General features: G+C 69.1%; 11 protein-coding genes. 6 read left to right on the top strand and 5 right to left on the bottom strand.

The features are described 5' to 3' along the window. Positions 1-63 precede the first annotated feature (63 nt). The 3 genes from OU996_RS07720 to tkt form a co-directional block, all read right to left on the bottom strand. Positions 64-1,263 (bottom strand): phosphoglycerate kinase, encoded by a 1,200-nt coding sequence (locus OU996_RS07720; protein WP_267585024.1) that lies wholly within the window; start codon positions 1,261-1,263, stop codon positions 64-66. Positions 1,264-1,337: 74 nt separating this feature from the next. Beyond that, positions 1,338-2,348, bottom strand: coding sequence for a type I glyceraldehyde-3-phosphate dehydrogenase (gene gap, locus OU996_RS07725; RefSeq protein WP_267585025.1), 1,011 nt, complete (start codon positions 2,346-2,348; stop codon positions 1,338-1,340). A 165-nt stretch (positions 2,349-2,513) separates the two neighbouring features. Further along, on the bottom strand, positions 2,514-4,508 hold the full coding sequence (gene tkt, locus OU996_RS07730) for a transketolase (protein WP_267585026.1): 1,995 nt from the start codon (positions 4,506-4,508) through the stop codon (positions 2,514-2,516). A 280-nt stretch (positions 4,509-4,788) separates the two neighbouring features. On the opposite strand from tkt, the gene OU996_RS07735 reads away from it, so the two are divergent. From OU996_RS07735 to OU996_RS07760, 6 genes are all read left to right on the top strand, one after another. Continuing rightward, the gene (locus tag OU996_RS07735; protein WP_267585643.1) at positions 4,789-5,082 is read left to right on the top strand and encodes a DUF4164 domain-containing protein; all 294 of its coding nucleotides are present in this window, start codon (positions 4,789-4,791) and stop codon (positions 5,080-5,082) included. A gap of 10 nt (positions 5,083-5,092) precedes the next feature. After that, complete coding sequence (locus OU996_RS07740) at positions 5,093-5,476, top strand: cell division protein ZapA (protein ID WP_267585027.1); 384 nt, start codon at positions 5,093-5,095, stop codon at positions 5,474-5,476. A gap of 120 nt (positions 5,477-5,596) precedes the next feature. After that, positions 5,597-6,385: an inositol monophosphatase family protein gene (locus OU996_RS07745; RefSeq protein ID WP_267585028.1), complete on the top strand. Its 789-nt coding sequence runs from the start codon at positions 5,597-5,599 to the stop codon at positions 6,383-6,385. A gap of 128 nt (positions 6,386-6,513) precedes the next feature. Then, positions 6,514-7,572: a flagellar motor protein MotA gene (locus tag OU996_RS07750; RefSeq protein ID WP_267585029.1), complete on the top strand. Its 1,059-nt coding sequence runs from the start codon at positions 6,514-6,516 to the stop codon at positions 7,570-7,572. Then, complete coding sequence (locus OU996_RS07755) at positions 7,572-8,606, top strand: peptidoglycan -binding protein (RefSeq protein ID WP_267585030.1); 1,035 nt, start codon at positions 7,572-7,574, stop codon at positions 8,604-8,606. Before OU996_RS07750 ends, OU996_RS07755 begins: the two co-directional genes overlap by 1 nt. Before the next feature lie 50 nt (positions 8,607-8,656). Further along, a complete protein-coding gene (locus OU996_RS07760) occupies positions 8,657-9,079 on the top strand; it encodes a GNAT family N-acetyltransferase (protein ID WP_267585031.1) in 423 nt (140 codons plus the stop codon). Between the two features lie 60 nt (positions 9,080-9,139). Here OU996_RS07760 and OU996_RS07765 read toward each other — a convergent pair whose 3' ends face one another. Both OU996_RS07765 and OU996_RS07770 read right to left on the bottom strand, forming a co-directional pair. Next, positions 9,140-10,084, bottom strand: a complete 945-nt coding sequence (locus OU996_RS07765; protein ID WP_267585032.1) for an alpha/beta hydrolase family protein — start codon at positions 10,082-10,084, stop codon at positions 9,140-9,142. 79 nt (positions 10,085-10,163) lie between these two features. After that, entirely contained in the window at positions 10,164-12,011 is a 1,848-nt protein-coding gene (locus OU996_RS07770; protein ID WP_267585033.1) for an ABC transporter transmembrane domain-containing protein, read from the bottom strand. Positions 12,012-12,060: the final 49 nt, after the last annotated feature.

Genomic DNA, 12,060 nt, shown 5'->3' on the forward strand with positions numbered 1-12,060 from the left:
TTATAGCACCCGGCCCGTTCCTGTCTCGGTATCCCGAGCTTCTCGACGGGCCGGATGAAGGCTTTAGCGCCGTAGCGCCTCGACACCCGGCAGCGCCTTGCCCTCGAGCCATTCGAGGAAGGCGCCGCCCGCGGTGGACACATAGGTGAAACGCTGCGCCACCCCGGCATGGTTCAGGGCCGCAACGGTGTCGCCGCCGCCGGCGACCGAGAGCAGCTCGCCCGCATCCGTCAGATCGGCCGCCGCCTGCGCCACCGCGACCGTCGCGGTGTCGAAGGGCGGCAGCTCGAAGGCGCCGAAGGGGCCGTTCCACACGACGGTCTTGGCCGCCTTGAGCTTGACGACGACGTTCGCGGCGGAGGCCGGGCCGGCGTCGAGCATCATCTCGTCGGCCTTGATGTCGTCGACCGAGGCGACACGATGGGCCGCATGCGCCTTGAACTCGGTGGCCGCCAGCGCGTCTACCGGCAGGATCACCTCGCAGCCGGCCGCCTTGGCCTTGTCGAGGATGTCCAGCGCCGTGGCGGCAAGGTCATGCTCGCAGAGCGATTTGCCGACATCCTTGCCCTGGGCGGCAAGGAAGGTGTTGGCCATGCCGCCACCGATGACGAGCATGTCGACCTTGGCGACGAGGTTGCCGAGCAGTTCGAGCTTGGAGGACACCTTGGCGCCGCCGACGACCGCCATGACCGGGCGCTCGGGGGCTTCCAGCGCCTTGGCCAGCGCCTCGATCTCCACCTGCATGCAGCGTCCGGCAAAGGCCGGCAGCGTGTGGGCGAGGCCCTCGGTGGAGGCGTGGGCGCGGTGGGCGGTGGCGAAGGCATCGTTGACATAGAGATCGCCCAGCGCGGCGAGCGCGGCGACGAAGTCTGGGTCGTTCTTCTCTTCCCGCTTGTCGAAGCGGGTGTTCTCCAGCAGCAGGACCTCGCCCGGCTTGAGCGCGGCGACGGCGGCCTCGGCGACCGGGCCGATGGTGGCCGGGGCGAAGGCGACGGGCTTGCCGAGACGGGAGGCGACCTCGCCGGCGATGGGCGCCAGCGTCAGTGCCGGATCCTCGCCCTTGGGGCGGCCGAAATGGGCCAGCAGGATGACCTTGCCGCCCTTGTCCGCGATCTCGCGGATGGTCGGCAGCACGGCCTGGATGCGGGTGTCGTCGGTGACCTTGCCGGCATCGACCGGCACGTTGAGGTCCACGCGCACGAGCACGCGCTTGCCCGCGACGTCGGCGTCGTCGAGCGTACGGAAGGCGGATGCCTCGCTCATTGGGGTTCTCCCTCGGTTGGGTTGATCTGGAAACGAAGCGGCCGGGCCTCCTGGGGAGGGCCCGGCCGGGCGGCTCAGATCAGCTTGCCGAGGGCAACCGCCGTGTCCGACATGCGGTTGGAGAAGCCCCATTCATTATCGTACCAGGACAGCACCCGGACGAAATTGCCTTCCAGCACCTTGGTCTGGTCGAGGTGGAAGATCGAGGAATGCGGGTCGTGGTTGAAGTCCGAGGAGACGTTCGGCTGGTCGGTGAAGCCGAGCACGCCCTTCAGCGGCCCGGAGGTCGCGGCGGCCTTGATCGCCTCGTTGATCTCTTCCTTCGTCACCGTCTTCTTGGCGACGAACTTGAAGTCGACCACCGAGACGTTCGGGGTCGGCACGCGGATCGAGGTGCCGTCCAGCTTGCCGGCGAGCTCGGGGAGCACGAGGCCCACCGCCTTGGCGGCGCCCGTCGTGGTCGGGATCATCGACAGCGCCGCGGCGCGGGCGCGGTAGAGATCCTTGTGCATGGTGTCCAGCGTCGGCTGGTCGCCCGTGTAGGAATGGATCGTCGTCATGAAGCCGTGGTCGATGCCGACCGCGTCGTTCAGCACCTTGGCCACCGGCGCGAGGCAATTGGTGGTGCAGGACGCGTTGGAGATGACCAGGTGATCCTTGGTCAGCTTGTCGTGGTTCACGCCGAACACGACGGTCAGGTCGGCGCCGTCGGACGGGGCGGAGACCACGACCCGCTTGGCGCCGGCCTGGAGATGGGCGGCGGCCTTGTCGCGGGCGGTGAAGATGCCGGTGCACTCAAGCGCGATGTCCACGCCGAGTGCGGTGTGCGGCAGCTCCGCCGGGTTGCGGACGGCGGTGACCTTGATCGGGCCGCGGCCCACATTGATAGTGTCGCCGTCGACGGTCACGGTGCCGGGAAACTTCCCGTGGACGCTGTCGAAGCGGAAGAGGTGGGCATTCGTCTCGACCGGGCCGAGATCGTTGATGGCGACCACCTCGATGTCCGTGCGGCCGGATTCAATGATGGCGCGAAGAACGTTCCGGCCAATGCGTCCGAAACCGTTGATGGCAACCTTGAGCGTCATGCGTCTATCCCCAGGTGAGCTTCTTCATGTCGAACCAACCGCGCGCAAGGGTCTTAGCGCGGTCGCCGTTACGACACCAGCCGCGCATTTCGCCGCTGCCACCTGAGCGCGGGGCTGGCGCAGTTTTCATGCGCCAGCCGCATAGCTTGCCTCGTGGCGAGCGGATCAGCCCTTCAGACGGCTCAGCGCGGTGGCGACGACGCCTTCCACGGTGATGCCGAAATGGGCGTAGACTTCCGGCGCCGGCCCCGAGGCGCCGAAGCCGTGCATGCCGACGAAGGCCGCGTCGGAGCCGACGATGGCGTCCCAGCCCTGCCGGATGGCCGCCTCGATCGCGATCTTCACCGGCGCCTTGCCGACCACCTGCCGGCGGCTCTCCTCCGGCTGGTTGAGGAACAGCTCGAAGGAGGGCACCGAGACCACGCGGGTCGGGATGCCCTGGGCTTCCAGCTGCTCGCGCGCGGCGACCGCCATGGAGACTTCCGAGCCGGAAGCGAAGAGCGAGACCTTGGCGTCGTCGGACGCCGCGACCAGCTCATAGGCGCCGCGCGCGGTGAGGCAGCGCTCATTGCCGGCATCGGTGCGCAGCAGCGGCAGGTTCTGGCGGGTTAGCGCCAGCACGGTCGGGCCGGTCTTGTGCTCCAGCGCCAGCTTCCACGCCTCGGCCGTCTCCACCGTGTCGCAGGGACGGAAGACGAGGAGGTTCGGGATGGCGCGCAGCGCGGCGATCTGCTCGACCGGCTGGTGGGTCGGGCCGTCCTCGCCCACGCCGATCGAATCATGCGTGAAGACATAGACGACGCGCACGCCCATCAGCGCGGCCATACGGATCGAGGGGCGGCAATAGTCGGAGAACACCAGGAAGGTGCCGCCATAGGGGATGAAGCCGCCATGCAGGGCGATGCCGTTCATCGCCGCCGCCATGCCGTGCTCGCGGATACCCCAGTTCACATAGCGGCCGTCATATTTCGGCGGCTCGACATAGACCGAGGTGGCCTTGGTCTTGGTGTTGTTGGAATGGGTGAGGTCGGCCGAGCCGCCCACCATTTCCGGCAGCGCCGCGGTGAGCGCCTCGAGCGTGATCTCGGACGACTTGCGGGTCGCCACCGCGCTGCCGTCGGCCCGCGCCTTGGCGATCACGCCGGAGACCGCCTCGCCGAGCTTGGAGGGCAGCTCGCCACGGATGCGGCGCTCGAACTCGCCCCGCTTTTCCAGGTCGGCCGCGCCTAGGCGCTCGTTCCACGCCTTGTGCGCCTGACGCGAGCGCAGGCCGGCAAGGCGCCAGGCGTCGAGCACGTCGCTCGGGATAACGAAGGGGTCGTAGTTCCAGCCGAGCGCCTCGCGGGTAGCGGCGATCTCGGCGGCGCCGAGCGGGGCGCCGTGCACGCCGTTGGTGCCCTGCTTGTTCGGGGCGCCGAAGCCGATCGTGGTGCGGCAGGCGATCAGCGAGGGCTTGTCGCTGGCCTTGGCGCGCTCGATGGCGGCGAAGATGGCGTCCGGATCGTGGCCGTCGACGCGGGTGGCTTCCCAGCCCGAAGCCTCGAAGCGGGCGAGCTGGTCGGTCGCGACGGAGAGCGAGGTCGGGCCGTCAATGGTGATGTGGTTGTCGTCCCACAGCACGATCAGCTTGTTCAGCTTCTGGCGGCCGGCGATCTCGATGGCTTCTTCCGAGATGCCTTCCATCAGGCAGCCATCGCCGGCGATCACATAGGTGTAGTGGTCGACGAGATCGGAGCCGAACTGCGCCGCCAGCATGCGCTCGGCGAGCGCGAAGCCGACCGAGGTGGCGATGCCCTGGCCGAGCGGGCCGGTGGTCGTCTCGACGCCGACCGTGTGGCCATATTCCGGGTGACCGGGCGTGCGCGAGCCGAGCTGGCGGAAGTTCTTGATGTCGTCGATCGTCATCCCTTCGTAGCCGGTGAGATACAGCAGCGAGTAGAGAAGCATCGAGCCGTGGCCGGCAGAGAGAATGAAGCGGTCACGATCCGCCCAGTGCGGGTCGGTCGGATCGAACTTCAGCACCTTGCCGAACAGGACGGTGGCGACATCGGCCATGCCCATGGGCATGCCGGGATGGCCGGAATTGGCGGCTTGGACGGCATCCATCGAAAGGGCCCGGATGGCGTTTGCCATGCGGTCGTGCTTTTCGCGGTTCGACATGAGGCCTATGTCTCCGAGGGGAACGCGTTGTCTCTAAAGGGCGAGGCGATTGGACGGGCCTCACGGGCGGCCGCAAGGTGCCGGCGGAGCCTGCCGCAATGCGGGATCGGGCGCGCGAGTGATAGCACCGCCCCGCCCCGTGTCAAAGGCCGCGCGGGAGCGGGTGCGCCCGCCGGCGGTTGACGCCCTCCCGCCCCACAGGCTCAATGGTGCCGGAATCACATGCGAATTCGGGCTGGAGCCCTTCGGCTTCACACCTGCGCGCGGAGCCCCGATGTCGATGAACCCGCCGGCTGCCCCTTCCGGGCCCCTCGAGGCCGCCCTGCGCCGCTTCGACGGCGCCGTCGATGCTCTGGAGGCGGCGATCCAGCGCCGGCTCGAAGTCGAGCGCCAGGAGGCCGCGTTGGCCCAGCAGCTCCACATTCTCGGCGCCGACCGCTCACGCCTCGCCGACGCGCTCGACGGCGCGCAGGCCCGTGCCGTGCAGCTCGAAGGCGCCAATGACGAGGTCTCGCGCCGCCTCGGCAGCGCGATGGAAACCATTCGCGCGGTGCTGGCCGCGCAGCAGCGCTGAAAGGTCTCCCATGGCCCACGTCACCGTCACCATCGGCGGGCGCGCCTACCGCATGGCCTGCGACGACGGCCAGGAGGACCATCTCACGCGCCTCGGCGTCGAGGTCGACCAGCGCATCGACCAGCTGCGCGAGGCCTTTGGCGAGATCGGCGACCAGCGGCTCAGCGTCATGGCGGCGATCACGCTGGCGGACGAGTTGAGCGAGGCGCGCCGGCGCCTGCGCGAGGTGGAGAAGGACGCGGCGGCCGAGCGCGTGGCGCGCGAGGCGGCCTCCCGCCGGCTCGGTGAGGCCGAAGCGCAGCTCGCCGGCACTATCCTTACCGCCGCCGAAAGGCTGGAACAGCTCGCCCGCGAACTGGGGCCGAGCCCGTCCGGTGGCGTCGGCATGGGATAAGCGGGAGCGGCCACCCGCATGTGGCGCGACCCTGGCACGCCCGGCGCGCGACTTGACGGCACGCGCGGGCGCGGGCAGAGGTGCGGGTTCATCCCGCCGCCCAGCCCGAAAGAGCCCGCCATGATCCGTTCGCCCCTCATGACCGTCATGATCCAGGCTGTCCGCAAGGCCGGACGCTCGCTCGTGCGCGATTTCGGCGAGGTGGAGAACCTTCAGGTTTCGCTCAAGGGCCCGGCGGATTTCGTCTCCAACGCCGACCGCAAGGCCGAGCGCATCCTGCAGGAGGAGCTCTCCAAGGCCCGGCCGAATTTCGGCTTCATCCTCGAGGAGAGCGGCGACATTGATGGCTCCGACGAGAGCCACCGCTGGATCATCGACCCGCTCGACGGCACCACCAATTTCCTGCACGGCATCCCGCTCTTCGCCATCTCGGTCGGGCTGGCCCGCGACGGCGTTCCGGTGGCGGGCGTCATCTACAATCCCGTCACCGACGAGATGTTCATCGCCGAGAAGGGCGCCGGCGCTTTCATGAATGAGCGCCGCATCCGCGTCGCGGCGCGCCGGAGCCTGTCGGAATCGGTGATCTCCTGCGGCCTGCCGCATATGGGCCGGGGCGATTTCGCCCAGTTCGGCCGTGAGTATGCCGCGATTGCCCCGCGCGTTTCCGGTCTGCGCCGCACCGGGGCGGCTGCGCTCGATCTTGCCTGGGTCGCCGCCGGCCGTTTCGATGGCTTCTGGGAGCGTGGTCTCAGCCCGTGGGACATGGCGGCGGGCATCGTCATCGTCCGCGAAGCGGGCGGCTATGTGAGCGACCTCGACGATGCCGACAAGATGCTCGCCAAGGGCGACATCATCGTCGGCAATGAGACCATAAGGCGCGATCTGCTGGCCCTTCTGCGCAAGGCCTGACACCCGCCGGGAACCCGTAACTTTACGGGAAAGCTGCGCATTCCATTTCCGGCGGTCTGTGGCATAGTCCGGGCCGTCGGGGTGGCACGCGGGCGCGCTCCACCCCCCTTCAGGAGACGGCCCCCGGCATGGACGCGACGGACCCCTTTCACAAGATCTCTTCGCCCCGCATCTTTCTGGTGCGGATGTTCGTCTTCGTCCTTCTCTGCGTCGCTCTCGCCTCCATCCTGCATGAGCAGATCTGGCAGGCCTTCCTCAACAATCCCGGCCTCAATGGCGTGATCTTCGGCGTGCTGTTCATCGGCACGGTGTTCGCCTTCCGCCAGGTTGTCCGGCTGCTGCCGGAAGTGGAGTGGGTGAACGGCTTCCGCCTTGTCGACCCCGGCCTCGAGGTGCGCCGCTCGCCCCGCCTGCTCGCGCCCATGGCGTCGCTGCTGGGCGACCGGGTCGGGCGCATGTCGATCTCGCAGTCGACCATGCGCGGCATCCTCGAATCCATCGGCACACGGCTCGACGAGGCGCGCGACCTGCTGCGCTACCTCACGGGCCTCCTGGTCTTCCTCGGTCTGCTCGGCACCTTCTGGGGTCTTCTGGAGACGGTCGGCTCGATCAGCCGCGTCATCGGCTCGCTCAATGTCGGGCCGGAATCGAGCTCGGTGCTGGAGACCATGAAGACCGGCCTTGCCGCCCCGCTCGGCGGCATGGGCATCGCCTTCTCCTCCTCGCTGTTCGGCCTTGCCGGTTCGCTGGTGCTCGGCTTCCTCGATCTTCAGGCCGGGCAGGCGCAGAACCGCTTCTACACCGACCTTGAAGACTGGCTGTCCACCACGGTCGAGGATCTCGGCCAGGAGGGTGGTCGCCCTCGGCCCGTTCCCGTGCCGCCGACCTATGTACCCGCCGCCCCGATTGCGGCCGCACCGCTTCCTGCGCCCGCGACCCTGCTGCCGCCCCCCGACCTCGCCCAGCTCACCGAGGCGATCTCGCGGCTCGACCGCACCATGACGGAAGCCGGCTCGCAGCGCGTGACCACCGCCATGGCGCATCTGGCCGAAAGCCTGCAGGGCCTCGTGCAGCACATGCGCTCCGAGCAGCAGATGGTGCGCGACTGGGTGGAGGCGCAGGCCGAGCAGCAGAAGGAAATCAAGAAGCTGCTCGAGCGCCTCGCCACTGATCGCGAGCGTGCGTGATGGCACTGGGACGTTCCCGCCGCGGCGACCGCACGATCGACTACTGGCCCGGCTTCGTCGACGCGTTGTCGACGCTGCTGCTGGTCTTCGTCTTCCTGCTGACCGTCTTCGTGCTCGCGCAGTTCGTGCTGACGCAGGAACTCGGCTCGAAGGACGACGCCATGTCGCGGCTGCAGGCGCAGATCCGCGAGCTGACCAACCTTCTGGCGCTGGAGCGCGCCAATGACGCCGACAGCGAGAGCCAGATCGGCGCCCTGCGCGCCAGCCTCGCCCAGATCGAGCAGGAGCGCGACGTGCTGCGCGAGGCGGCCACGGCCGTCGCCACGCCCGAGGAGATCGCGCAGGCGCAGGACCGTGCCGCCGCGCTCGCCCGCCAGCTTGGCAGCGAGCAGGACGCCACCGCCCAGGCGGCGGCGCAGATCGCTATCCTCAACCAGCAGATCGCCGCGCTGCGCCGGCAGATCGCCGCGCTGGAGGACGCGCTCTCCATCTCCGAGCAGAAGGACAAGGAGAGCCAGTCGCGCCTCGCCGATCTCGGACGCCGGCTCAATGTCGCGCTCGCCCAGCGTGTGCAGGAGCTGACGCGCTACCGCTCGGAGTTCTTCGGGCGGCTGAACGCTATTCTCGGCAACCGGCCGGGCATCCGCGTGGTCGGCGACCGCTTCGTCTTCCAGTCGGAAATCCTGTTCGACCGCGCCTCGGCCTATCTGCGGCCGGACGGCGTCCCCGCGCTCGACAACATCGCCAAGGCGGTGCTGGAGCTGGAGCGCGAGATCCCGCCGGATATCGCCTGGGTGCTGCGCGTCGACGGGCACACCGACGACCGGCCGATCCAGACGCCGCAATATCCCTCCAACTGGGAGCTGTCGGCGGCGCGTGCCATCGCTGTGGTGCAGTATCTCGTGAGCAAGGGCATCGAGCCCCGCCACCTCGTCGCCGCCGGCTTCGGCGAGTACCAGCCGATCGACGGCTCCGGCACCGATGAGGCCCGCGACCGCAACCGCCGCATCGAGCTGAAGCTCACCGAGCGATGACCGCCGCCGCCCCCGATCTGGTGATTTTCACATGGGGGCGGATGCCGGCCATGGCCGATCTCTGGGTCGAGGCGTGGCAGGAGACGCTGCCGGAGATCGATTTCGAGGCCCGGCGTGGCTGGCTTTGCCACCGCATCGGCGCACTGGTGGACGAGGGCACGGTGATCTGGGTCGCCACGGTGCCCGCCTTGGACGGCGTGCCCGAGAAGACGCTCGGCTTCGTTACCGTCCAGCCGAAGACCGGCTATGTCGACCAACTCGTCGTCCATCCCGACCATTGGGGCGCCGGCATTGCCCGTCGCCTGCTCGACGCCGCGGACGCGCAGACGCGCATTCCGCTCACCCTCGACGTGAACGAGGAAAATGAGCGCGCCGTGCGCTTCTACGAGAAGGCCGGCTTCGCGATCGTCGGCCGGGGCGTGAACCCCACCTCCGGCCGCCCGACGCTCAGGATGGCCCGCACGGCGGGGTGAGGCCGCTGCCTTTACTGTTTTCGCGCTCGACTCGAACCCGCACCTGGCGATGATCTTGATTCAAGGAGACGCGGCGTCAGGCAGATGGGTGCGAAAGAACGCCACAACCCGCGTGTTGAAGTCTTCGTGGAAGGCGGCGCGGTCGAAGTTCGGACCGTCCGAGCAAAGGTCAGGCTCGGCCTTCGCCAACACGGGTGGGCAGAGCGTCAGGAAGGCGAAATGGCCGGCTCCCGCCACCATGTGCCTCTCGGCTGTCGCGGGCAGGTGGCGTGCAACGGTCGCGACATCCTCCGGCAATGCCCCATCTGGGCTGCCGCTCTCGGAACCCCAGAGCTGCACAGGCGCCGTCACCGCGCTCACGCTCTCCGCCGTCGGGAAGACGCTGGCGAGGGGATCGGCGATGACGAAAGCCTGGATGCGTGGGTCACGGCGCAAGCCGTCCGCCGGCACGCTTACCATTGAAGGCACTGGCGGGCAGGCGCCGCCGCCCGGCTCCGCGCATGGCAGGCGGAGCCGTCGGAAATCGGGGATCGCGCCGGCGAGGACAAGTCCGGTATAGCCGCCGCGCGAAAACCCGAAAAAGCCGATGCGCCGGGCGTCGATGGGAGCGGCATCCGGTGACCGCTCAAGCATGAAGTCGAGCAAGCGGTGGACGTCGGTCGGCCGGCTCCTCAACGCCATCAGACTGCGCCGCTTTTCCCGGTTCGTGGCGGTGTCGTCGGGATGGTTGAGGGCGACGACGATGAAGCCGGCGTTCGCCAGCGTCTCCGCTGTGTCATGGTGCCCCAGATAACTGCCGCCATAGCCGTGGGACAGGACGATAAGCGGCAGGCGGCTCCCCATGATCGGGCAGTTTCGGACCGCCGGAAGGGTGAAGGGCCCTATCTCGATCTGTTCAGCCGGCTGCGCGCAGGGCGACCATTCAGCCACGCGAATGGCCGGGCCGTCCGTGTCGGCGGGAATCTCGAAGAGCCGGAGCCCCGCGCCAGAGGCGACGGTGGCCAATGAACTCAACGCGGCGGCAAGTACGAGGCGTCGAAGGAGCACGTTGCATTTCCCTGATGACGTCAACAGGTCCGTTGCCCTACCCGCCGTTCCCCTCGCCGAACTGCAGCGCGGCGAGGCGGGCGTAGAGGCCGCCCTGCGCGACGAGGCTGGCATGGGTGCCTTCCTCCACCACCCGGCCATGCTCCATGACCAGGATCCGGTCGGCAGAGAGCACGGTGGCGAGGCGGTGGGCGATGACCAGCGTGGTGCGGCCCTGCATCGAACGGTCGAGCGCTTGCTGCACCAGCGTCTCACTTTCCGCGTCGAGCGCCGACGTCGCCTCGTCCAGCAGCAGGATCGGCGCGCGGCGCAAAATGGCGCGGGCGATGGCGAGACGTTGGCGCTGGCCGCCCGAGAGCGTTACCCCGCGCTCGCCGACCGGCGTGTCCCAGCCTTCCGGCAGGCGGGCGACGAACTCGTCGGCGCGGGCGAGGCGCCCGGCCTCCTCCACCTCGGCATCGCTGGCCTGCGGGCTGCCGAGGCGGATGTTGTCGCGGATCGAGGCGGCGAAGATGGCGACATCCTGCGGCACCAGCGCCAGGCGCTCGCGCACCTCGCTCGGGTCGGCGGCGGCGATGTCCACGCCGTCGACGCTCACCGAACCGGCGGTCGGGTCGTAGAAGCGCAGCAGGAGCTGGAACAGCGTGCTCTTGCCGGCGCCCGAGGGGCCGACAATGGCGACGCGCTCGCCGGGCTTCACCGCGAAGCTCACCCCGTCCAGCGCGGTGAGGTCGGGCCGGCCGGGATAGGCGAAGCGCACATTCTGGAAGGCGACCTCGCCACGCGGCGGCTGAGGCAGCGCGCGGGGGCTGGCGGGCGGCGCCACCGCCGGGCGTTCCTCCAGCAGCTCGGCGATGCGTTCCGTCGCGCCGGCGGCCTGCGAGATCTCGCCCCAGACTTCGCCGAGCTGGCCGAGCCCGCTCGCCGCCAGCACCGCGTAGAGCACGAACTGGCCGAGCGTGCCCGCGCTCATCGTGCCCGCCAGCACCGCATTGGCGCCGGCCCAGAGGATGCCGACGACGCTGGCGAAGACGAGAAAGATGCCGAAGCCGGTGAGCCAGGCGCGGGCCTTCACCGCCTGCGCGGCGGCATTGAAGGCGTGCTCTACCTCGCCGGCGAATCGGGCATCGGCGGCCGGTTCGGCGGTGTTGGCCTGCAGCGCGCGCACCGCGCCGATGGCCTCGGCGGCGAAGGCGGAGGCCTCCGCCAGCGTGTCCTGCGCGCCGCGCGAGCGCTTGCGCACGCCACGGCCAGCGCCGATCAGTACCGCGACGATGACCGGAATGGCGATCAGCAGCGCCGCCGACAGCCAGGGGCTGGTCACCACCATCATCACCGCCGCGCCGATGAACAGCACGATGTTGCGCAGCGCGACCGAGGCGGAGGCGCCGACCGCCGACTTGATCTGGGTGGTGTCAGCCGTGAGGCGCGAGATGAGTTCGCCCGATTTCGCCTGGTCGTAGAACCGCCCGTCCAGCGTCAGCAGATGGGCGAAGACCTGGGAGCGCAGATCGGCGACGATGCGTTCGCCCAGCGTCATCACAAGGTAGTAGCGCGCCGATGACGCCACCGCGAGCACGGCGACCACGCCGATCATCACCGCGAAATAGCGGTCGATGAAGCCGGCATGCTGCACGTCGAATCCGAAATCGATCATGCGCCGCACGGCGATGGGCACGACAAGGGTCGCCAGCGCCGCGACGATCAGCGCCAGCAGGGCGGCAGTGGCCCGCCCGCGATAGCGCAGTATGTGCGGCCACAGCGCCGCCAGAGGCTTGAGGCGCGGGCGCGCGGCGTTCGGGGCGGGAGGCGGCACGGCGAGGGCGGGGCTTGGCGTCGGGGCCGTTTCCACGGGGTGTCGAGGGGCGGCTTGTGTCACAGTCATGTCTCGGTTATAGAGCCGCTCGGATTTCCGGCAGGATCGTTTAATGAGA

It is taken from the genome of Ancylobacter sp. SL191 (assembly GCF_026625645.1).
Classification (GTDB): Bacteria; Pseudomonadota; Alphaproteobacteria; order Rhizobiales; family Xanthobacteraceae; genus Ancylobacter.

Coding starts and splice junctions, on each gene's coding strand:
- OU996_RS07720 (WP_267585024.1), bottom strand. CDS start 1,263: ATGAGCGAGGCATCCGCCTTCCGTACGCTCGACGACGCCGACGTCGCG.
- gap (WP_267585025.1), bottom strand. CDS start 2,348: ATGACGCTCAAGGTTGCCATCAACGGTTTCGGACGCATTGGCCGGAAC.
- tkt (WP_267585026.1), bottom strand. CDS start 4,508: ATGTCGAACCGCGAAAAGCACGACCGCATGGCAAACGCCATCCGGGCC.
- OU996_RS07735 (WP_267585643.1), top strand. CDS start 4,789: ATGAACCCGCCGGCTGCCCCTTCCGGGCCCCTCGAGGCCGCCCTGCGC.
- OU996_RS07740 (WP_267585027.1), top strand. CDS start 5,093: ATGGCCCACGTCACCGTCACCATCGGCGGGCGCGCCTACCGCATGGCC.
- OU996_RS07745 (WP_267585028.1), top strand. CDS start 5,597: ATGATCCGTTCGCCCCTCATGACCGTCATGATCCAGGCTGTCCGCAAG.
- OU996_RS07750 (WP_267585029.1), top strand. CDS start 6,514: ATGGACGCGACGGACCCCTTTCACAAGATCTCTTCGCCCCGCATCTTT.
- OU996_RS07755 (WP_267585030.1), top strand. CDS start 7,572: ATGGCACTGGGACGTTCCCGCCGCGGCGACCGCACGATCGACTACTGG.
- OU996_RS07760 (WP_267585031.1), top strand. CDS start 8,657: ATGGCCGATCTCTGGGTCGAGGCGTGGCAGGAGACGCTGCCGGAGATC.
- OU996_RS07770 (WP_267585033.1), bottom strand. CDS start 12,011: ATGACTGTGACACAAGCCGCCCCTCGACACCCCGTGGAAACGGCCCCG.